This is a genomic window from Robertkochia flava (assembly GCF_020166515.1).
Taxonomy (GTDB): domain Bacteria; phylum Bacteroidota; class Bacteroidia; order Flavobacteriales; family Flavobacteriaceae; genus Robertkochia; species Robertkochia flava.
The window spans coordinates 253,018-275,743 of sequence record NZ_JAINZT010000005.1 but is presented as its reverse complement, the minus strand read 5'-3'; the positions used below and the strand labels follow the sequence as shown (position 1 = coordinate 275,743).

12 protein-coding genes are annotated in these 22,726 nt (G+C 46.6%); 6 read left to right on the top strand and 6 right to left on the bottom strand.

All coding sequences use genetic code 11. The features are described 5' to 3' along the window. Positions 1–35 precede the first annotated feature (35 nt). Positions 36–2,234: an Ig-like domain-containing protein gene (locus tag K7R11_RS07730; RefSeq protein ID WP_224489961.1), complete on the top strand. Its 2,199-nt coding sequence runs from the start codon at positions 36–38 to the stop codon at positions 2,232–2,234. 19 nt (positions 2,235–2,253) lie between these two features. Here the strand turns inward: K7R11_RS07730 and trhA are convergent, their stop codons facing one another. From trhA to typA, 5 genes are all read right to left on the bottom strand, one after another. Then, complete coding sequence (gene trhA, locus K7R11_RS07725; protein WP_224489960.1) at positions 2,254–2,874, bottom strand: PAQR family membrane homeostasis protein TrhA; 621 nt, start codon at positions 2,872–2,874, stop codon at positions 2,254–2,256. A 167-nt stretch (positions 2,875–3,041) separates the two neighbouring features. Beyond that, positions 3,042–7,181 carry a T9SS type A sorting domain-containing protein gene (locus tag K7R11_RS07720; protein ID WP_224489959.1) on the bottom strand — a complete coding sequence of 1,380 codons (4,140 nt, stop codon included), beginning with the start codon at positions 7,179–7,181 and terminating at the stop codon, positions 3,042–3,044. 9 nt (positions 7,182–7,190) lie between these two features. Then, entirely contained in the window at positions 7,191–9,257 is a 2,067-nt protein-coding gene (locus K7R11_RS07715) for a fibronectin type III domain-containing protein (protein ID WP_224489958.1), read from the bottom strand. Further along, the gene (locus K7R11_RS07710; protein WP_224489957.1) at positions 9,257–13,900 is read right to left on the bottom strand and encodes a hypothetical protein; all 4,644 of its coding nucleotides are present in this window, start codon (positions 13,898–13,900) and stop codon (positions 9,257–9,259) included. The genes K7R11_RS07715 and K7R11_RS07710 overlap by 1 nt, the downstream gene beginning before the upstream one ends. A gap of 558 nt (positions 13,901–14,458) precedes the next feature. Beyond that, complete coding sequence (gene typA, locus K7R11_RS07705) at positions 14,459–16,264, bottom strand: translational GTPase TypA (RefSeq protein ID WP_224489956.1); 1,806 nt, start codon at positions 16,262–16,264, stop codon at positions 14,459–14,461. A gap of 227 nt (positions 16,265–16,491) precedes the next feature. On the opposite strand from typA, the gene kdsA reads away from it, so the two are divergent. Both kdsA and K7R11_RS07695 read left to right on the top strand, forming a co-directional pair. After that, complete coding sequence (gene kdsA / locus K7R11_RS07700; protein WP_224489955.1) at positions 16,492–17,313, top strand: 3-deoxy-8-phosphooctulonate synthase; 822 nt, start codon at positions 16,492–16,494, stop codon at positions 17,311–17,313. Positions 17,314–17,456: 143 nt separating this feature from the next. Then, positions 17,457–19,352, top strand: coding sequence for a TlpA disulfide reductase family protein (locus K7R11_RS07695; RefSeq protein ID WP_224489954.1), 1,896 nt, complete (start codon positions 17,457–17,459; stop codon positions 19,350–19,352). A gap of 54 nt (positions 19,353–19,406) precedes the next feature. Here K7R11_RS07695 and K7R11_RS07690 read toward each other — a convergent pair whose 3' ends face one another. After that, the gene (locus tag K7R11_RS07690) at positions 19,407–19,748 is read right to left on the bottom strand and encodes a DUF1801 domain-containing protein (protein WP_224489953.1); all 342 of its coding nucleotides are present in this window, start codon (positions 19,746–19,748) and stop codon (positions 19,407–19,409) included. A 214-nt stretch (positions 19,749–19,962) separates the two neighbouring features. On the opposite strand from K7R11_RS07690, the gene K7R11_RS07685 reads away from it, so the two are divergent. The 3 genes from K7R11_RS07685 to K7R11_RS07675 all read left to right on the top strand — a co-directional run bounded on the left by K7R11_RS07685 (position 19,963) and on the right by K7R11_RS07675 (position 22,725). After that, entirely contained in the window at positions 19,963–20,787 is an 825-nt protein-coding gene (locus K7R11_RS07685) for an META domain-containing protein (RefSeq protein WP_224489952.1), read from the top strand. Positions 20,788–20,975: 188 nt separating this feature from the next. Beyond that, positions 20,976–21,629: a hypothetical protein gene (locus tag K7R11_RS07680; RefSeq protein ID WP_224489951.1), complete on the top strand. Its 654-nt coding sequence runs from the start codon at positions 20,976–20,978 to the stop codon at positions 21,627–21,629. Positions 21,630–21,684: 55 nt separating this feature from the next. Beyond that, entirely contained in the window at positions 21,685–22,725 is a 1,041-nt protein-coding gene (locus tag K7R11_RS07675; RefSeq protein WP_224489950.1) for a DUF481 domain-containing protein, read from the top strand. Position 22,726 lies beyond the last annotated feature (1 nt).

Sequence of the window (22,726 nt, the reverse complement as noted above, 5' to 3'; positions counted from 1 at the left end):
ACCATAATCCACATATTTCATCCAACTCCCTGATCATGAAATCTTTTAAAACTCTTTTTACCTCACTTTGTTTCTTCGTGTTCCTTGGCTTAATTTCCTGCTCCAAGGATGATCCTGCTCCGGACCCACTGGAGACCGACAGCACCCCTCCTGATGTAGAGCTTGCTATTGCCGGACTACCACCAGCATCCACCAGCGACCCCGCAAATCCTCCCGTGGTATCCCGGGAGATCACCGTACAAGTCGATGCAAAGGACGCGAATGGCATCCAGATGATCGAGGCATTTATAGACAACAACAAGGTGGGGGAGGATACCACAGCTCCCTTTAGCATTACCATAGATCTGAGCAACTACCAGTCTAAAGGTATAAAGCTCAATAAAACTCAAACCTTGTATACTTTAAAAGTTACCGCTACTGATAATGCAGGGAATCAGGCTTCCACAGAACAACAAATTATTGTAGATAATGAACTCCCGGTAATTTCCGAAGTGTCCATGGATTCAGAAAGTGTTATAAATGGCGATCAAAACCCGGTGTTTTTTAACGTTACCGATAACCAGGAAATTAAGGAAGTAACCATAGATCTTAACGGTAGCTTATTGGAAACAACGGCCGACAGTATCACCTATTCCTTTAATATCAATACGTCTATGCTGCCGGATGGACCCAACACCGCTATTATTACAGCCCTGGATCAGGCCAATAATATGGCGACATATCAGCTCAGTTTCATATCAGATAATACGGGGCCCGACCTTACTCTTACCGGGTTAGAGCCGGAGCAGAAGATCGACAGCCTTATCTCTGTGGAAATTCTGGCAGAAGACCGCTATGCCACCGCAGACAGTCTTCGAATCTTTATTGGAGACTCCTTACTCATTAATAATAGTTCCGGATCGGCATCGTTCACCATAAACCCTGACCAATTTACGACCGGCCCGCAAATGATGCGAATCGAGGCCTGGGATTCTTTACATAATCATTCCAAAGATTCCTTAGCATTTTCGATCTTACGAAGGGTGTTGAGGGTAGACATAGCAGAAGGCACCATTAATCCATGGGCCTCAGAGACCTTCTTCTTCGTTACAGATACACAGGGAAATGTGCTCGATGGAAAAGAAATATTACCCACTACCAGAACGGTAATTTTTCAAACCCTTGAAGAGATCAGCGAGAGCGATGAATTTATGCTGACCCTTGGTTCACAATTTAACAGTTCGAATACCACCTGGTTTTCTACCATTGCAAATCTGAAAAAAAGTGTTCTTGGGGTCATAAATCTAAAGGCACCCGAACGATTTGACACCGTTAGTTATTCTCAGTATACGGTTAATAATGCTTCGGGTAATTTTGAGATCAAAGGGAAAGGAAGAGATTATCAGGGATCTTACCTGTCTTCCAACGAATACCTTACCCTGTCTCAACTTACCCAAACTTCACAGACCTTTACCCCGTCGGATAAGATCTATCTGTTTTATGAAAACAATGAAACTTTCGACCAGCAATATTATATCATGGATCGAACGTCTGCTCAAACAGGAGTGATCGATTTTAACGATTTTTCAAGAACGGGATTTGAACAACGCATCATTACCCCTGTGAATTTCCCTCAGGAATCAGTAACCAGGAGTTGGTTTAAAGTTTTTGGATACCTGGATGCAACCGACTTTGCTAACGGCGCATATCATCTGATCAATGAAGATCACAATTATATTACCACCGACTCCCCGGATATCAGTTACCTGCTGAACAGCAACCTGTATCAATACCGGTACGATCTTCAGATCGGCGGTTACCGGGTTGTGGGCGAAGGATTACCGGGAACTTCCGTAACCGATCCTAACTGGACCCTGGATTATACCTATGCCAATACCAACATTGACATTGGGATCATGGGAGATGGTCATCAGGCTGGAAGCTTTTTCTTCAAGGGCGAAGGGTACGAGTGGAAGATCATGTTTAATAGCGAGACCAGTACCCAATTAACATTACCCCAATTACCGGAAGAAATAGGACACTGGGCCATTGCGCCGGTGTTAAACAGCGGTTCCATGCAAATGCAGCAATTTGAAGTTCAGCGGTATGAGGGTATTATTAACTACGACGAACTCATGCAAAAAATGATAAGTAAAGGATTGGAAGGAATTGATATTAGTCCGAAAATTGAATACTCCACAAATAACTTTGACAGTGAGTATATAGATAAAACAAACTTTTACCTTTTCAATTAATTTCCGGTAAGAGAGGCTTTTATATCTCTATCAATACCATAAAATAGTGGCTTATCGCGCCACATAAAACGAAGAGATGCCATATCACATGATGATATGGCATTTTTTTTGCTGAATAGAACACCGTACCCAGGGTATAGAACGCCCCGCCTACCAGTAACAATACGAGTGCCTGAGTGGAAAGGTTTTCAAAAAGGCCTCTGAGGTCGAACAGGATCAGCCATCCCATAAACAGGTAGAACATCAGGGACAGGCGCTCGTATTTGCCGAGAAAGAACACCTTGAATACGCTCCCTATGAGCGCGATCACCCAGACTACGGTAAACATCGTCCATCCCGAACCTTCTTCCATAGAGATCAGCCCAATGGGGGTATAGGTACCGGCAATCAGAAAATAGATGGCGATATGGTCCAGCAGGCGAAAGAGATTCTTTACCCGGGGTTCGCGGGCCGAGTGATAAAGGGTCGAAACCGTGAAGAGGATCAGGGCAGAAAATCCGTAAACTATAATGCTGAAGGTGGAATAGCTGGTCTTACCCGTATCGAAATAGATGAGCACCAACAACCCGATTCCCGCCAGGGCAGCTCCCAGGCCGTGGGTCAAGGCATTTAATTTCTCCTCGAGTAAAGATTGTTTCATGCTATAAAAATAGCATCTATAAAAACTTTATATGTTGATTTTCAGTTTATTAACTTCATTTTTCGATTAATAAAAACTGAGATGCCAAAATGGGATAGTAAAGCATACTACATTAATAAGAAAGCCTTTAACTAACGTTTCCAATGGTTCTTCCCACCCCTTAACATTCAGGATTTTACCAGTTTATAGACCCGGCGCTCCCCGGGGATTTCGATGAGTACAGCATATATCCCCGGGGGTGCCATGGAAAGGTCCACGCGTTCCCGGTAATCCTGTTGGCCCGAAACATCGAGCCGGGCCACAAGTTGATTGTTGGCCAGGCTATAGACCTTCAGGTGAAGCGAGGCCTCCGATTTAAGTTTTAATTCCAGATAAAAATGAGAAACTGCAGGGTTTGGATACACCAGCACTTCTTCAATGCTCATATCAAAATGGGTTCCGTTTGTCTCTGCCTCCAATTCCGGCTTTGTTACCACAAGGGTTTTAAACAGGGTGCTTTCACAATCGCCGTTACGAACTCGCATTCCTATTTCATAGGTCCCGGGCTCTGATATCCTAAAGGCAATACCGTCCTTCGTTTGCTCTTCTATAACTGAATTTTGAGGAAGGTACCATTCCACCTCCTCTGGTATGGGCGTAGTTACATCGATCGCCCAGACCGGACTTTCAGAGACCACATGAGAAGCCATAACAAACTCGGCCTTCATAACCGTTTCTGTGGCTATGACCTCAATAGATTTGGAAAAGATACAATTCCCCAGATCCAGTTTTACCTCGTAAATACCTCCCTGATCTATCATAACCGTGGGTTGATCACTGATCATCCGGCCATGTCGCCACCATTCTATCTTCTCTTCCTTCCATTTTTTATCGATTTCCAGAACCACAGCACTTTCCGAACACAGTATCACTTCTTCAGGAATTTCAGACAAGGGATCCTCCGTTTCCGGGATCTCCACCTGAAAAATTGCTGAACCGGTTAAGAGTCCGTTAACCTGAACGGAATATAAGCCAGGACATAATCCTTCCTGATAATTAGCCGTGCTCCCGGATTCCCAGAGGTATTCCAAAGCTGCAGTTTCCGGTTGATTTACCTTGACTAGTATTGTCCCGTCGCAAAATCCGGGGCATGAAGGGGCAGTCACCTCAAAATCAACCAGACCGGGATCTGCCAGTGCTACTCCCACGGTAGCCTCACAACCTGCATTATCGACCACAACAATCCCATAATCGCCGGCACTTAGATCAGCTATCAAAAATTCCCCATTGGCATCCCGTGCCACCCATACCTCATTCAAATACAAGGTGTAGGGAGGTACTCCCCCCATAGCATGCAGCTTTATCATTCCATCATGGCTTCCAACCAACAGAGGATCCTGAACCTCTTCCAGGATCAATTCCAGGTTATTCTCATACCCCACGTCAAATCCAGCCTGCATCTCACACCCGTTGCTGTCTTTTACCGTTGCAAGATACCTTCCTGGAGATAAGCCATTATTGAGGGCTCCGGTTTTCCCGTTGTCCCAGGAAATAGTATATGGCGGCACGCCTCCCCTCACCTCTAAGGCTATCCTTCCGTCATTCCCGTTCTTGCATTTAGCCTTGATTACCGACACCCTGGTAATTTCTAGAACCGGCGGTCGCGCAATAAACAGCGTATCTGATAACGCATGTTGCCCCTTAGCATCTTCGATACGTGCATAGTAGCCACCATCGGAAAGCTCTTCCAAAATATCTTCACCCCCGGACAAGTCCTGCACGCCTCCAGAATCCAGACGGTACCATTGAATATTGAAAGGTGATGTTCCCCCGGATATCATGGCCCGGATCACTGCATTATTTTCTCCATGGCAGCGGACAGGAAGTAAGGTTTCCAGGGTCACCTCCAATGGGTCCGGAGCTGTTAAGCTAAACTCCTCTATAATAAAGCATCCCAATTGCAATTGCCCACCGGCATTCTGGTCCCTGACCAAAAGGGTATATACCCCTTGTGTTAAGCCAGATATATCCGGCTGGGATGCCATAAACCCATCCGGACCTATCCATTCATACATGTAAGGAGGTGTACCACCGGCAATCCGGACAGATATGGACCCATTATTCAAATCAGCATTTCCTATTTCTTCTATAAAGACATCTGAAACCCGAAGTTCCTCCGAAGGCTCTTCCACCAGCACGGGCAAACTCGTGTTATCAACTGAACAGCCATTGGCATCGGTAATCTCATAAACATAATAGCCCGGAGCCAATTCATCTGCGAGTGTGCCTTCTTTTACAAAACCGGGACTGCCCCATTTATTCCACACCACCCGGTAAGGCGCAACTCCCCCGCTGATCTCCAGTGCGATCTTTCCGTTTTTTAACCCTTTGCACGACACATGAGCAATGTGTTCCTGAATCAGGATGGGGGGCGGGGCATCTATGGTATGGGCCGCACTAAAAGAGTTCCCGTACTTATCAGATACAGTTACCCGATACGTTCCGGCTCCCGCTTCAGTAAGAACCGGTCCGGTAACCCCATGATCCCACAGATAGGAATAGCTGTTATCCCATTCGGAAGCACTTCCGGTACCCTGTGCACGTAAAACGGTATATCCCCCGGCACAATCCAGGGAATCTGATCCTGACAAAAAGGTTAGTCCCAGAGGATCGGGTTCTGTCAATTCAATTCCGTAAGATACCGATTCACACCCTTTACTATCAGTAACCACCAGGTTGTAAAGAGCTCCTCCCAGATTTTTCAGGTTTTGCCGGTCAGAGAAAAAGTTTCCATTATGGGTCCAATGATACCGATAAGAGCCACTCCCCCCTTTAATATCCACAGTGATAAATCCGTCTGAAGCACCATTTGCGGTAGGATCTGAAGCTAAGAGGACCTGTACCTCCGGAATACTTAAAGGCTCTTCAACAGCAACCGTAAGCTGGGTTGTACAATGATGGGCATCCTTCAGATACAGGGTATATGTTCCTGCTGAAAGCCCCTGAAAATCCGGGTCGGACTGCCATTCTCCACCGTCGATTGCATACTTGTAGGGAGGGATTCCTCCGGTTGCATGAATCTTAATTTCCCCCGTATTCCCTCCCCTGCACACTACGGGCAATACTTCACCACGCCCAGTTAACGTTTCAGGTTCACTTACGTTAAACGGTAAGCTCTCCCGGATCGCATCAGGAATACTTTCCCGGGCATCTCCTCCCTCTTTGGTCATCCACCTTACCTGATAGGTGCCGGGGGATAATTCCGGTGGCCAGCTCCATGAAGCAGATAAAAGATCAGATGCCTCCAGTATGCGACTTTCTACAAAATGAAATTCGGAGCCGACGACCCGGTAAAGCATGATCAGCATTTTTTCTTCATTTGGGGCATACAGTGCCCTGGAGAACTGAAGGGAAAAACTTCCATTACCATCGCCATGACATAGTATATTCTGAACCAAAGGTGGCGCTGTGAGTTCCGGAGAACATCGGAATATATTAAAGCTGTAGGGCCCAAGAAAATGTTGTCCCTCTCCCTTTTCCGTTCTTGAACCGCTAGCGCTACTCGTATTCAATCCGTGAAATGACCCGGATCCATTTGCCAGTAATACAAACCGTAATTTGAGAAATTGGATTCTTCTCAGGTCGGTAGTAGTACTCTGATCCAATTGCTCCAGGGTGATGTCCAATGGATATCGACTGGCATAGTTCCCATCAAGTTTTAACCACTGGGTAGCTTCATCTGATATATACTCCCAGTAGCCATCGGGTACATCCACCCCGGAGGCTGTAAACAAGGACTCGCAATACCCAAGGGTTTGATTGTATTCCTGAACCTCAGGAAGCATCCATACCTTCATAAAACTCAACGGCTGTGCATTGTCGGGATCATCCAGATCCTTACTTGCTGCATTACCGTATATTATGGAAGTCCCGGGGGTGATCATCCTGTCTTCCCTGTTTACCCTTGCCATACAGTACATTGTATTCTTTCCGGTGAATTCATCTTTTGTTTTGTACCTGGGATTGTTGCAATAATAAATGGACTCAAATGGATGGTTTACAGTCTTTGATCTCCATTCATAAAAGGAAACGGCAACCTCATTTTCAGTGGTGAAATGACCTGCGGTAATATCCTCACCGGTTTGGGTTAACACAATTCCGGATCTCCTTCCTGCATAGGTCCAGCAGGAGGTACAGGTTCCGCTTCCATCTGCAAAACCATTATTAAATTCATAGCTGTAATCCACGGGAATACTTACCAGGCGATAACCCTGCCCGTATACCAACCCGGAGAAGAACAGCGGGAAAAGTAAAAGAAATTTTTTCATAATCTATGTTCAAAAAATGATCTCACCCGTACCCCCGCCCTTTCGCACGCCATTTTCATAAAGGCCAATAACCATATAACCATAGGTGTTATTGGGAAATACCCTGTGATCCGTAAAACTTTTGCTATGCCTTGCCAGGGTCTTGTACAGCGTAAATTTGCCTACACCTGTTTTTCGGTATACCCAGATCTCGTTCAAACCCGCCTTATCCATCTCCCAACTTACCTGAATTACACGGGCTGAACGGTCGGCGACGAGACCAAGACCCTGCTCAAGGGGCAAAGACTCCATTGCCGGGATCTTTACTGTGATTTCCGGAGAAAAAACAGCCTTAGCTGGAGCGGCCGATGAACCAATTTTATATTGATAGATCTTTGCGGGATGCACTTCCGCATCCGTATATGCCGTATCCGTTTTAAGGGAGATGGATTTCAGAACCTCCCATTCCCCCTTCATTTGACTGTCTAATTCGAGCCTGTAGAGATAGAAACCTGCCTTTGCCTTAGGTAGGTGTCCTGACCAACGCAATTTGACACCCTGACTATCCGGCAGATGCGAATACCCTGTAAGCACTGGAACCGCCGGAGGAGGGGATAATTCAATACTAAGCGTATCTGAAGGTGGCGATATATTATACCGCTCATCAACTGCTCTCACTATGAATCTCGCAGTCGAGGCCCCGAAGTTTTTGTTTAATGGAAGATCATAGCCGGTGGACTGAAGTGGCTTTTTATTCACTTTTGAAAATCCGGCATAGAACGATGGGGCGTAATACAGATCATAACCCAGGAGATCTCCCGACTCAACAGCGGACCACCGGAGTTGCAGATGCCGATCTATGTTTTGGTCTGCCCAAAGACGCGCGGGTGCAACAGGGGGAACAGTATCCGGAATCTGCACCATGAAAGTGGGCGACTCACGGTATTGGCCATGAACATCTATTGCCCGTATCCGGTAATACCTTACCGGTATTTTCTGAACCTGGATACGCTTTCTTTGTAACGAAGGTATATTGCCCGTTGATTTTATAAAAAGTGTATCCGGAGCCGGTGCACTGTAAAGCTCCCATGCATGGATCAGGGCTTCCTGCCCTTCCCCTACCTTCCACTCCAGAACAATCTTATTTTCGGATTCGATCTTAAAAGAGGTCAATTCCGGAGTTACCTCAAAGGATGGCAATAGTGATACCCGGAAGGTTTCTGAAGGCATTCCCGTGTTCCCGAAAATATCCCTCCCCTTTACCCGGTACCAGTAAGACCCTTTGCCCGGAGGGGTATCAAAGAAATGTATAGCCCCGGAAGGTTCTCCCTGAAGGGAGGTTAATGGAAGCGTATTAATTCTTTTAAAATGTTGACCATCTGCAGACCTTTCCACATCGTAAGCCGGATACACCCGGCTTAGTTCCTCATAGTTCCAGATCAGTTTTATGATACTGTCAAGGTCTATGGCAACCGGGGTTGAAGGTTGCGGCAGATCACGTTTTTTATGCTGACCTACCAGGGCAATCCCCTTCAGGGGAGTCCCGGACGATGCAGCTAGTGAAACTTCATAGACATAGGTTTCATTATTCAAAGCCGTGGTATCTGTGAAGGCAAGACCGGAAAGTTCTGCTGCACTAAAGTCCATATCACAGGCATACAGGGCGAACGCATAGCGTTGGGTAAGTTCATCTGCTTCCATGATGATCTTGCCATATCCTTGCATACCATTACCTCCGGTTGTTTCGAAATGTTCGCCAAAAATTGCCTGGGCTACCACTGCTGTCATGGGGTTTTCCATACCAGATCGCCAGACCTCCTCAGGTGCCGGTAAAAGGGGATCTGCCAGTATCCTTACCCGCGGAACTTCCAGAGTTTCTTCCCCCACAGCAATGGTTCGTCTTATCAGACGATAGCCGTATTTCAATCCATCCTGCCAAATATATTTATCGTCCAGAGCCCATCGCAGGAGTACACTTTGGTCTCCGAAAGAAGTTACCAGGTGTAAACGACCTTGATTAGACATCTGCTTTTGAGCCTGCAACCCACCCAGGGTAAACAAAAGGGTAATACAACAAATGATATAATTGTTCTTCATCAAAAGGAATTTATGTAATCAACCCGGATCTTATTTCCCGTTGTTCGCAGAGGCAGGATGTAATGAAAGTATACTTTATAGCGCTCTGTATTTACAAATGGAAACGTTCCGTTAATGAGGTATTTATATTTTTCGAATCTCGTGTAATCAATGACATCCCTGTTCAGGATCCGGTCTGCCAACTGAGACCTGAGATCATAAAAATCATTTTTATAGGTCCGGGCCAGGCGCCATTGAAAAGGAAAATTATCAGACAGGTACCGGTGAGCAACACCGTGGTGCGTAAGCTCCTTATAGATCGTGGAAGGCACTACCGCCTTTCTGGGAATAAATCCATACACCGCAGTATCCCTTAATACCCGGATGTCCTTATCAAGTGGATAATGCTCATAAAGGAATGGATGGATCTCCTTTTCGTAGTAATCATCGGTCATATGGGCAGATGCCCTGATAAATGCCTGCCCGCCATTGTATCTTGCCGGGCTTATATCGTGAATGTCCCAGGGCTCTGCATTGACAGTCTTTAACGCAAACCCGGCCACATCCTGATCGCCATCGGCAAAAAGGGAGTGTTGTTCGATCTCCATGGCCCTGACCTTTTCTTTAAAATTCCTGTAGGCACTGGTATGAAACGAATATTCCAACCTGGTAAAAAGGGCTGCTCCTGAAGAAGTACCGTCGATCTTGTTGGAAGAGGTAAACAGCGCTTCCCCTTTTTCCTGGTATTGCATGCCCACCGAAACCGCATCTGAAGGTTCAGCCCTGGATTGTAAAAGAACCGAATACGCAGTGGAAGGATACAGATCGGGAAGGGTGAACCTGATCAGGTTATTGGTACGGTCATAACTGAAATCGGCAGGGGTCTTTTTCCCAGTATTCCCGGAGACAAAATAAAAATGGTTTTTCAGTCCCTTCTCAAAGAGATAATCCTGGCCTTTTTTTAACAGGATATATCCTTTTTCAAATTCTTCTGCGAGGACATAATTCTGGGAGATCACCGGAAACATACTTTCTATGTTGGCATATGGAATCGATGCGGGAGCTCCCCCTGTGGTAAAGGTGACCTTTTGCTCTTCTGTTACAGGAACTCCGTCTTTAAGAAGGGGGACCCATTCTCCGTTGGTATATTCCAGGAATGATAAGCGAACCCAGGTAATAAGGGTACTGTTCTCCGGTAAAATATCCTCCGCATTCCAGGACAGAAGATCCCGCCCTTCATTCCACAAGAGTTCCCCCTTTAATTTTTTGTTGCCATCATAAACAACGAGGGTATCCAGATGCGCTTTAAAATACTTTTTTCCCGTCATGGTTTCCACGCGAATCATCTCGCCTTCTGAAGTATTTAAGGCCACATGAACCGATTCAAAAACATTTACCTCCTCTGCTCCTTCCAAGGGCGTAATATCAGAGATCATAGTAAAAGCTTCAAGTCCGGTAGTTTCCATCATTTCGCAAGGCTCCCCTATGACTACTTTTACCCGCGTCCTGATGTTAATATGCCCCAAAACATGCACTTCTATCCCTGCATATCCCTTTATATACCACGGATTGGGTAGTTGAGCCTGCGCCAACAACGCTATACCGGCCTTCATGACCGGAATGTCCATTTTCATAAAGAACACATCCACTCGGACCCCGAGAGCCCCCTGTAAATACGCATACGCTTGTCCACTGGCATACCATCCATTCATTCCCAACTGCCCGGAACTTTCCTGGCAGGTCACATCCGCAAAGTTTCTCATCATGAGATCAAAACCTACTCCGGCTTCAACATTGGCATATACCAGCCCCCAATCAAACCCAATACCCATGGCAAGAGTTGCCCCGAATGCATACCCCCGGCCGGAAGCCAGTTGGGTATCGTAATTTCTATTGAAATCAAACTGATCTCCATGGAGGTTTAAGATATCCTGCACCTGCTGTGGGGGAGCCGCCGGCGGGGGTAACTTAGTCCCTGCCATATAGTAGACATTGGCCCTGGCAGAAAACGGTCCCACCGGGATATCGCGAACTCCAAACCGCTTTTCAGGAGTACCGGCATAGATATACCAATTATCGGGGGCACTATAAAATTCAACAAAGCCCAGTCGATTCTTTTCCCCATCCCCGCGAATACCTCCCAGGTTTAGGAACGAATCAAACATTCCCCAATAGACCTCATTAGTAAGGTCATAATCCATAGCTACCTGGGCTGCAAAGAGTTCCTTTCCCGTTAGCAGATCGGGAAAAACCTCATTGGCGAAATATTGGATGCCCTGCCGGTCTATGGAGAGTTCATGAAACCCGGATAATTGAGATTCCCTTTCTGCCTGCATCCTCTGTACCGCTTTAAGTTCCCCGAGATTTTGATCGGTTGCAGCGGCACTTCCCGCCGGGTTCATCAGGGAGGCAGCACCGTACAATCCGACCCTGCGCAAGCCACCTCCATGATGTTTTTCGTTAAAGCTCATTTCTATCCCAACCAGGCCCGAAAAGGTCATCTTTTGTTTTACTTCAAAAGCGGCCAGGGCCTTAAAGCCAAAATCGGTCACGGCATCAGGGACGTAAAGGATCCCGGATGGATTGGATCCGGCCTCATCAAATCCGGCCTTTTGCATATGGTGATAGATCCCTCCGCTGAGACTGTAGATCTTAAAAGGGTTACCCCCTTTGTTAATAGGAGCTCCGTATACATCTGCGAACCAATAATTATAATCGTCCTTTCGGCCAAAAATGGCACGGGCTCCCATTTCTATCTTCAGGATTTCAGAATACACCTGAAGCCTGCCTGCCAGGGCATCGCCATACCTGGCATCTGCGTCTGTAAAATGAAGTTTCCCGCTGAGTTCAAAGCTATTTCGTTGCACCTCTACCCCTACAGAATCCACCTGAAACCTTTCAAATTTCCATTCATGAAGATCGCCAGACTCCATCGAAGCATCAATACGAAGCCCCACATCTCCCTTGATCCCGGTATCATCGAGGTTGATAAAAGCATTGAAAGCCAGGGAAGCCTTTTCCGGGGATGGTGTTTCAAGATGAACTGCATGTACCCCTAATTCAAATCCGAAAAAACTGGGCGTGGCAACCGTGTCCTTAAGTGCCAGGTACTCTACAGAGATATAAGGGGCCGACCTGGTCTTTAGGTGGAGGTTTTGAAATAACAGCCCCCCGATCCGAAGTTTTTCCATTCCGTTCTTACGAATATCCTTTTCAGTCAGGGTGTCAATGACCGAAGTATCGCCTGGGTCAAATTGCATTATCCCCGTAAGATTCGCTTCAGGATAAAACCGGCCCTCATGAACTTCCATCCGGATAAAAGATCCTTTATATAACCGTGTTCTGGCCCGGAACACATCGAAATCGAGCTCATCTTCAATGGCTACATCCAAAAGGTATTCATCCCCGGCAGAGATAAACCCTTTATACTTAAGGGCATTCTCCTCGCGATCTTTACTCAACGGAAGCAGAAGTTTCCCTGAAAATCCTGCTCCGGTCAGGGTGTTACCCACAACCATGGCGCTTATACGGTCTACAGAAAATCGCCATCCCCCGGCATTGCCATTATCTAGAGGTATAACAGACTCTGCATAAAATTCCCCTGAGACACCGTGATGGTCCAGGATGAAATTTTCTGCTCCTACGACGATCCTGGTATCAGATGACTTTATTCTAAATTGTGGCGGAAGCATGACGCGTACTTCGTCTGCATAAAATCCTCTCCACAGTTCACGTTGACCACGAATCAGGACCCCTTGCTCTGCATAGGCATCGGGAAACTTGATGCCCGGAAAATTACTGGTATCACTAAGATCGAGAATACAATTTTTAAACCCGAATCCCCATCCCTTTAGTCCCCTGAGTTCGAAAAAAGGAAGAGAAAGCTCAAACAGGAAGTCGTTGGTTGTATTTCCTTCCACCCTGAACCTGGCCCCGACATAACTCTTATTGTTTACCGGACTGGAACCGTTGTTAGGCTCCAGCTCTCCCGGGAAGGCATAATCACCATTATCCTTCAGGGGAACTGCAATTTTTTTCGAAATGCGAACATCAGCAGCCAGGGATAATTCCTTTACTGTGCCTTCACAATCAATTACCAAATAGCTGTCGTCTGATGGGGAACCATTGCGCCGGAAGTCCCCCAGGAAAGTTAGTAACCACTGCCCTCCCTGCCGGATCAGTGGAAAGTTCTTCACCAGGTGAAGTTTCGCTTCCTCGTAGATGCCGCCCCGGTGCGAAATTTTCACCCCGGAAGCCGCAAAGAAAAGATCGGCATTCAATTCCGACAATTCAAGTCTTGCAAACAAATCCACTTCGGCATACAGGGGATGGAACCTGGCGTTTACCACACCTACCGTCAGATGTGAATTCGGAGAAAATTGCTTTCGTATTCCAACCGGGAAGTTCATTACTTCATCCCCGCTCAGGATATCAATAAAACGGCGGTGCTTGGATATTTCTTCAAAAATACCACGCGCTACATCTACAAGTGAGTCTGCCGCACTATCGATATGCAGCACCCTTCTCAGGTATTCCGGATCAAATTCCGTTAAACCATCAAAAAGCGAAAAGGAACCTTTTAAAGTCTTAGGCACACTTGAGAAAACCATTGGGAACGCATGATTCTCTGCCTGCGTAGGCACAATAGCATTTCCGAATGGCATTTTAAAGCTGTTTTCAGTAACTGTGCATGAAGGACTCATCTCCCGAAAGGGAGCGGAGGCCAATATATTACCAGCAGAAATCGCGGATAAGGCTAATAGCAATATAAATCTGATCATCAGACAATACTTTTGGTTATACCGCTAATAACCGGAAGACAAGACTCTTGCTTCCCTGAAGATTAGATCAAAAGATCAGCTTCAAATTCTAACATCATAAAAGGGAAATACAATATAGAATATTTTCTATAAATGAAGCAATTTTTCTTAGTTTAAATATTGATAATAAACTCCTTAAGACCCTTTAAATGCGATTTTGGACACCTCTGACCCCCCTCTTCCATCGTGCACCCTTAGAAAGGATATGGATGCCAAACTACCGGGATCGCCCATGCTTTAGCAGGGGAAGATACCTGCTGGCCGGAAGGAGGTGTATTGGCCTCAAATAATAAAGAGATCGCCACGGCCATTGCATGCCCTCGCGAAGACATTCACTCAAAAATGCCCCGTTACTTCATACCTGCAAAAAAAAAGAGACCCGAAGGTCTCTTTTTTTGGATGTTATCCTATCTGCTTTTGCATTCTCTTGCGCTCATTCTCGTCGAGATAGATCTTACGCAGTCGCATATGGTTTGGTGTTACCTCCACATATTCATCCTTTTGGATGTATTCCAGGGCCTCCTCCAGTGAAAACTTGATCGGCGGCGCCAGCTTCACCTTATCGTCGGCACCGGCCGAACGGATGTTGGTAAGCTTCTTGGTCTTGGTAACGTTTACAGTCATATCATCTCCCCTGGAGTTCTCCCCGATCACCTGACCGGTATAGATATCTTCTCCCGGGTGAATAAAGAACTTTCCTCTTTCCTGGAGTTTATCCATAGAGTAAGGAATCGATGTTCCTTTTTCCATAGAGATCAGCGAACCATTGATACGTCCGGGAATCTCCCCTTTATAGGGCTGGTATTCCAGGAACCTGTGGTTCATGATGGCCTCTCCAGCTGTTGCGGTAAGCAACTGGTTTCTCAATCCGATGATTCCTCTGGAAGGAATATGGAATCTGATCACCATACGCTCTCCCTTAGGTTCCATGCTCAGCATCTCCCCTTTTCTCTGGGTCACCATTTCTACTGCTCTACCTGAGACATCTTCCGGAAGGTCGATGGTAAGCTCTTCCACCGGCTCACATTTTACGCCATCGATCTCCTTGATAATTACCTGTGGCTGTCCGATCTGCAGTTCATACCCTTCTCTTCTCATGGTTTCGATCAAAACTGAGAGGTGAAGTACCCCACGACCGAACACCATAAACTTATCGGCACTGTCTGTAGGGTGTACGCGAAGGGCCAGGTTCTTTTCGAGTTCCTTTTCCAGACGCTCCTTGATGTGTCTGGAGGTTACGAACTTCCCGTCTTTTCCGAAGAACGGAGAATCGTTAATGGTAAAGAGCATACTCATGGTAGGCTCGTCGATAGCGATGGTAGGCAGTGCTTCAGGATTTTCAAAATCGGCAATGGTATCCCCGATATCGAAACCTTCAAGCCCGGCAATGGCACAAATATCCCCTGCCTGGATCTCCTCCGCCTTTTTACGGCCGAGTCCGTCAAATACGTGCAGTTCCTTGATACGGGATTTCACGATCGATCCATCGCGCTTTACCAGGGAAACGTTCATATTTGGTTTTAAGATGCCTCGCTGTAATCTTCCAATAGCAATTCGTCCGGTAAAGGATGAATAGTCCAGGGAAGTGATCAGCATCTGGGTACTACCCTCTTCGATCTTTGGAGATGGGATATGCTCCACCACCATATCAAGCAGCGGTTCAATATTTTCTGTTTGATTGTTCCAGTCGTCAGACATCCAGTTGTTCTTGGCCGAACCGTAAACTGTTGGGAAATCCAACTGCCATTCTTCTGCTCCAAGCTCGAACATCAGATCGAACACCGCCTCATGTACCTCATCGGGTGTACAGTTCTCCTTGTCCACCTTGTTCACTACCACAATAGGCTTGAGTTTCATCTCGATCGCCTTTTGCAGTACAAAACGGGTTTGCGGCATAGGCCCTTCAAAGGCGTCTACCAGCAGCAATACCCCATCGGCCATGTTCAAAACCCTTTCCACTTCTCCTCCAAAATCGGCGTGACCGGGAGTATCGATGATATTGATCTTGGTCCCTTTATAGTTTACCGAAACGTTCTTGGAAAGAATGGTGATACCACGTTCTCTTTCCAGGTCGTTATTATCCAGGATCAACTCTCCGGTTTCCTGGTTCTCCCTGAACAGTTCGCAGTGGTGAAGGATCTTGTCTACCAGGGTAGTTTTACCGTGGTCTACGTGTGCGATGATCGCAATGTTCTTTATGGATGTCATAAATGCCTTTCGTTTTAAGGGCGCAAAGGTACGCTAATCTTTTACTTGTATCATCATAAACTCAAAAATAATTTCACCGCCACCTCCCCCCTATAAAATTGATACTAAAAGACTTACCTCACAACCTCCTTAAAATAAGGTTTAAGCCTGTAAAGGCGATCCGGTATTTCTTCCTGTTTACAGATACGGTATAAAACCCTATCTTTGCGCTCAAATTTTAAGTCTAGATGAAACTGGAAAACATCCCACAGATAAAACACCTGAACAGCAACAACTTCTTTTTACTTGCAGGCCCTTGTGCCATTGAAGGCGAAGAGATGGCGCTACGCATTGCAGAAAGGGTGGTTGAGATCACCAATAAACTGGAGATTCCCTATGTTTTTAAGGGGAGTTTTAAAAAGGCCAACCGCAGCAGGATCGATTCCTTTACCGGGATCGGAGATGAAAAGGCTCTGAAGATCCTAAGAAAAGTCTCTGAAACCTTTGAGGTCCCTACCGTTACAGATATCCATGAGGTAAGTGATGCCGCCATGGCCGCCGAATATGTGGACATCCTGCAGATCCCGGCTTTTTTGGTACGCCAGACCGACCTGGTGGTGGCCGCTGCCAATACCGGAAAAACCGTGAACCTGAAAAAGGGACAGTTTATGAGCCCGGAAAGCATGAAACATGCTGTGCAGAAGGTTCTCGACTGCGGGAACGAACAGGCCGTAATTACCGACCGGGGAACCATGTTTGGATACCAGGACATGATCGTTGATTTTCGCGGTATCCCAACCATGAAGCAATACGCTCCCGTGGTACTGGATGTGACCCACTCCCTGCAACAGCCTAACCAGAGCAGCGGCGTTACCGGAGGCCGACCGGATATGATCGAAACCATTGCCCGTGCCGGGGTGGTTACCGGGGTGGACGGATTGTTCATGGAAACCCATTTTGATCCGGCCAACGCCAAGAGTGACGGGGCCAACATGCTGCACCTGGATCACCTGGAAAAATTACTGACCAATCTGGTTGCCATTCGTAAAACGGTGAATGCACTGAAATAATTTTCACTTTTAATAATAAAAAGCCGGCACTTGCCGGCTTTTTTTATACCCCACTCTATCAAGATCTTTACTTATAACAACTCGTTAACAGAGGGTTGTAATAAATTCACTAATTTGTAGGCTTTCAACCACAAAAATTTTTTATGAAACCTTTTAAATTCTTCGCCTCTCTTACCGCAGCTGCAGCTCTTGTTGCGTGCGAACAGGAGGCGAACATCAATCAAAATCTTACGCTTGGAGATGTCATCATCTCCAATGCCATGCCCAAAGCGGGCGATTCCCTTACCGTAACCTATGCCAAGGGGGAAGCTATTGACAACATTATTATGCATTACGGTACCAGCAAGGACATGTATATGCAGGACCTCGATTTCACCCTGAATGGTGAAACAGCAGAAGCCACCCTGGTAGTACCTGACAGTGCCACCAGCCTGGCCTTTGATTTTATGGAAAAGTACACTAGCCTAAACGATGCAGTGGTAATCCCGGTATACTCGGCCGAGAACACCCCGGTGCCAGGGGCCTATCTGGGTCATGCGATGTATTTTCGGGGTATGGGCAAGGCTTTGGGACATACTGTGGAAGCCGACAGTATATTCCGGCTTTACGAGACGGATCTGACCCGGTATCCCGATCTAAAACCTGACCATGAAATGGCTTATGCATCCTGGGGGTTTAAGGCCGATAAAGAAAAAGGGATGGCCCTGTTTAAGGAGATCGAGTCCCGTATAACCGCGAAGGAAAAACTGTCGATGGAAGATTATTCGGAGCTGGAAAAGATCTACCGCAATACCGGCCAGGGAAAAAAAGCAGATTCCATAAACAACATCCTTCTGGAACAGTTCCCGAACAGTGATGTGGCTATTATCCAGGAGTTCAATGCTATTCAGGGTACCAAAGACCTGGAGGAAAAAGAGAAAGTATTCGCAGCCTTTATCGCCAAGCATCCGGAACACAGAACGGTAGGATATTTAAAATCAAACCTGGCCAGTGCCTATGCCCGGGAGGGCGATTTTGACCGGTTTATGAGCTTAAACAGGGAGATCACCGAGGTGAGATCCCGTGCCAATGCCATGAACTCTGTCGCCTGGAGCCTTGTAGCGAAAGGGGAAAACCTGGAGGAGGCCGCTGCCATCTCCAAAAGGTCCCTGGAACTCATCGAGCAGGAGATCACAGATCCTGAATGGAATCCAAAGACCTCCACCCGGAAACTCACCCGGATACAACTGGAAAATTCGCTTAATATGTACAGGGATACCTATGCCCTGATCCTTTACAAGCAGGGGGATATAAAAGGGGCCATTACCTACCAGGGGCTGGCTGCCGGACCTGAGGCTACCCCAGAGGTAAACGAGCGTTATATCCAATTCCTTATCGAAGACCAACAATACAAAGCAGCCCAGGAAAAAGCTGCTGAATATATTATTGCCAACGCAGGCAATGCGAAGATCAAGGAGTACCTGGAAATCGCCTTTACTCAAAACGGGAACGAAGGCACCTACAAAGACCTGCTGGCCACCCTTGAAATGGAAGCCCGTGAAAATTTAAAGGAGGAGATCCTCGAAAAAAAGATCGACGAGGAGGCTGCAGGGTTCACCCTCAGGAACATAGAGGGAGGCGAGGTAGCCCTTGCCGACCTGAAAGGAAAAACCGTGGTGCTTGATTTCTGGGCCACCTGGTGCGGCCCCTGTATCGCATCTTTCCCTGGAATGCAAAAAGCCCTTGACAAGTACAAGGATAATGAAGATGTGGTGTTCCTTTTCATTGACACCTTTGAAAGAGGTACGGATGAAAAACGTATAACGATGACAGGAGATTTCATCAAAAAGAACAATTACAGCTTTACCGTGCTCCTGGATGCCATGGATGAGGAGACCAATGCTTTTGAGGTAGCCGACAACTATGGGGTAACCGGTATTCCCACCAAATTCGTCATTGGCCCTGACGGCCATATCAAATTCAAATCGGTTGGCTGGGGCGGCAGCATCGACGGACTGGTAACCGAACTGGATATGATGATCGAGCTGGCCGGATCCTGATCCATACCCATCATATAAAGACCAATAAAAAAGCATCCGGAAACGGATGCTTTTTTAGTACAGGCTTGCGGCCTCATGCAATACGGTTTCCAGGACCTCCATATCCAGGTCTTCCGGCTTTTTATACCGCAAAGACCGCACGGTAGTGCGCTTCCCCTTCTCCAGGTGGTCTGTATTGTTGGTGAGCATGCTTCCTCTTACAATGCCCAGGTCCACGTATTTCTTCGTGGCCAGCATATAACAGAATGGGCGTGTTTTAAGGTAGTAAAAAGGAATGCCGTGTTTATACTTCAGATCTGCCCCAGGAACCTGCCTTTCAATGACCATTTTTAATTGCAGCATCAATTCCTGCCAGGGCTTATCCTGTTGTAGAATATAGGTTTCTGCCGGATTCATAAAATTGATTTTTGAGAGGACGCAAGATAAGAAAATGACCATGCCATCGTTGTTGTTTATCGGATGATTTTTTTTGTAACTTCATCCTATCAATACCCACCAACAAGCCAACCCCGATCTTACAGGGCTTTGACAACAGCCTTCCCAAACCGGCAGATTCAGACTGCAGGGAAAGGGGAAGAAAACCTCTTATATACACTAAAGCAACAGCATTATGACTATCAAAACACCTTTGTTCTTCCTTGCCATGTTTTTTGTGATCATTACGGCAGGGTGTAATCAAAACCAAAAAAAGGATATGCCATCAGAACCTGAAACCTCCTCCCAACCCGAAAACACCGGGAACGATGTTAGCGAAACAAAGAACGGCAGCCCGGCCGCAACCTTTTTCAAAGGGAGTGGCAATGAACCCTTCTGGAACGTGGAACTCTCGGAAGAAGGGATTTCCTTCACCTCTCTGATCGAAGGATATGAATCCTTAAGCACGCCCCTGCCGGAGGTTATAAGGGCGGCCGATGCCAACATCAAACGATACCGGGCCAACACGGAAAAGACCCAGCTCGACCTCACCATTGCCCAGGACAGTTGTGCCGACACCATGGCCGATAAGCAATACGGCTACCGGGTAACCCTCGAGATCAGAACCGGCGCGGATACCGAGGCCAAAACACTTTCGGGGTGTGGCGATTACCTGGCAGACCCAAGGTTACAGGATATCTGGGTACTGGAACAGCTTGGGGAGGAAACCGTCCAAAAGGAATGGTTTGCCAAAGAACTCCCCTACATGGAGATCAATACTTCAGAAAAATCCTTTACAGGATATGCGGGGTGCAACCAGATGCGGGGTTCCCTGTTCACAGAAAATACCCTGCTTCGCTTTACAAGGGTAATTACCACAAGAAAGGCCTGTATCCCCGGGAACCGGGAGGGCGACTTCCTACAGAACCTCAATCGCGTTACCTCCTGGAAGATCGAGAATAACCGCCTGTGGCTTTCAAATCCGAACGGGCTGCAGCTTGTTTTCAGGAAGGCCGATTGAAAAAACGAGACGTTCATCTAAAATATGTGTACGATCATAAATATCTGACAGTCAATTCATTGTTTTTTATTTACATTTATTATAAGATCTTAGCTCCTTACTTACGAAACTTACCTCAAATCTATGCTCTGCCTAAACCCGGGAGGAGGTCCTCCCTGAATTTTGAATATTTTTAAAATAGCATATTTATGAGACTCGTTTACACCCTTTTCATTCTTGCATTTCTCCTCGTTTCCTGCGGATCCAGCACCTCCATATCGGAATCCTGGACTAACAAGGAAGCTTTTAAGCAATCCCAACCCTATGACAGTGTATTTATTGTGGCCCTTACCGGAAATATGGCTGCACGATCCCTGATCGAAGATGAACTGGGGTTTTATGCCGAGAAAAACGGGATGACAGCTATAAAAAGTCATGAGGTATTTCCCGCCACCTTTACCCAGGGCAACGCTCCCACCCGGGAAGTCATCATGAAAGTGATCCGCGATTCCGGGGCAGATGCCATTTTTGCGGTATCCCTTCTCAACAAAGAAACGGAGTCGCGTTATGTTCCCGGAAACACCAATTACGCTTATGGGTACAATCCGATGTCCTACAGCTATTACGGAAATTTCTACGGGTATTACAACGCCATGTATCCTATAGCTTATGATCCCGGATATTACACCACCGATAAGGTGTATTACCTGGAAAGTAATTTCTATGATGCAAAATCTGAGCAGCTTTTATGGTCTGCACAATCCAAAACCTATAACCCTTCCAGCCTGGAGGGCTTTACCCAGGATTACTCAGAAGCCCTTATAAAACGAATGGGGAAAGACGGGTTGGTAAGAACGCAATAATGCCATAAGGTTGTTGTTACCCACTATTATGTATCGGCAAACACCTGGAATCGACATGTTCGCAAAAGCGATTAGTACCGTTATGGGCGTAATCGCTTTTTCTTTTTTTGTGGTTTCAGGGCCCATTTCGGCTCAACAGGACACCTTGCTTTTAAATAACAGCGACAGGATCATAGGGGAGATCAAAGGCATGAACAATGGAGTGCTCACCATTGAACCGGAATACAGCGATAAGGATTTTAAAATTACCTGGATTGATGTGCAAAGTATACGCAGTTCACAGTACTATATGCTTACCGTGGAAAACGGAGACCGGTTCAGCGGTTCCATATCCACCAGGGAGAAGGATAGCGCTCAGGTAACCATCTATCATTTTGCCGGGAACAAAACAGTTCCTGTTGGGGCAATCGTGAGTTTAAGACCTATAAAGGAAAATTTCCTTTCCCGCCTTGATATTTCCATATCCCTGGGATTCAATTTCACCAAAAGCAACAGTCTCAGACAGTTTTCGGTCAGGAGCCTTGTCAAATACAGCGGTAAGGAGTGGACCCTGAACTCCTCCTTTAACGCCATTCGCAGCAGTCAGGATGAAGCCTCTAAAACCACCCGTACCGATGCGAACATCGGGGGCGTCTATTTGCTTAAAAATGACTGGTTCACTGCGGTTAACGCCGATTTCCTCTCCAACGACGAACAGCAACTGAACCTTCGGGTTACCAGCAGGGCCATTGCAGGGAGTTTCCTTATCCATTCTAATAAACTCTACCTGGCCTGGGGGGCAGGAGTGGCATGGAACAATGAAAAGTTTAATGACGAACTGAACACCAACAGAAACAGTCTGGAAGGTGTGGGCGGGTTACAACTGGATATTTTTGATATCGGCGACCTGGATCTGTTTTCCAGCCTGTTTGCCTATCCCAGTCTCACCCAGGGCGACCGGGTTCGGGTAGATTTTAAAACAGATCTTAAATACGACCTCCCGATGGATTTCTTTATAAAGCTGGGCTATACCCTGAACTTCGATTCCAGTCCGGTGACAGGGGCGGCCAAGGAAGACTACATTCTGCAAACCACCTTTGGATGGGAACTGGATTAAA

Coding starts and splice junctions, on each gene's coding strand:
- K7R11_RS07680 (WP_224489951.1), top strand. CDS start 20,976: ATGAGACTCGTTTACACCCTTTTCATTCTTGCATTTCTCCTCGTTTCC.
- K7R11_RS07690 (WP_224489953.1), bottom strand. CDS start 19,748: ATGAATCCGGCAGAAACCTATATTCTACAACAGGATAAGCCCTGGCAG.
- typA (WP_224489956.1), bottom strand. CDS start 16,264: ATGACATCCATAAAGAACATTGCGATCATCGCACACGTAGACCACGGT.
- K7R11_RS07715 (WP_224489958.1), bottom strand. CDS start 9,257: ATGAAGAACAATTATATCATTTGTTGTATTACCCTTTTGTTTACCCTG.
- K7R11_RS07695 (WP_224489954.1), top strand. CDS start 17,457: ATGAAACCTTTTAAATTCTTCGCCTCTCTTACCGCAGCTGCAGCTCTT.
- K7R11_RS07710 (WP_224489957.1), bottom strand. CDS start 13,900: ATGCCATTCGGAAATGCTATTGTGCCTACGCAGGCAGAGAATCATGCG.
- K7R11_RS07685 (WP_224489952.1), top strand. CDS start 19,963: ATGACTATCAAAACACCTTTGTTCTTCCTTGCCATGTTTTTTGTGATC.
- K7R11_RS07675 (WP_224489950.1), top strand. CDS start 21,685: ATGTTCGCAAAAGCGATTAGTACCGTTATGGGCGTAATCGCTTTTTCT.
- K7R11_RS07730 (WP_224489961.1), top strand. CDS start 36: ATGAAATCTTTTAAAACTCTTTTTACCTCACTTTGTTTCTTCGTGTTC.
- trhA (WP_224489960.1), bottom strand. CDS start 2,874: ATGAAACAATCTTTACTCGAGGAGAAATTAAATGCCTTGACCCACGGC.
- K7R11_RS07720 (WP_224489959.1), bottom strand. CDS start 7,181: ATGAAAAAATTTCTTTTACTTTTCCCGCTGTTCTTCTCCGGGTTGGTA.
- kdsA (WP_224489955.1), top strand. CDS start 16,492: ATGAAACTGGAAAACATCCCACAGATAAAACACCTGAACAGCAACAAC.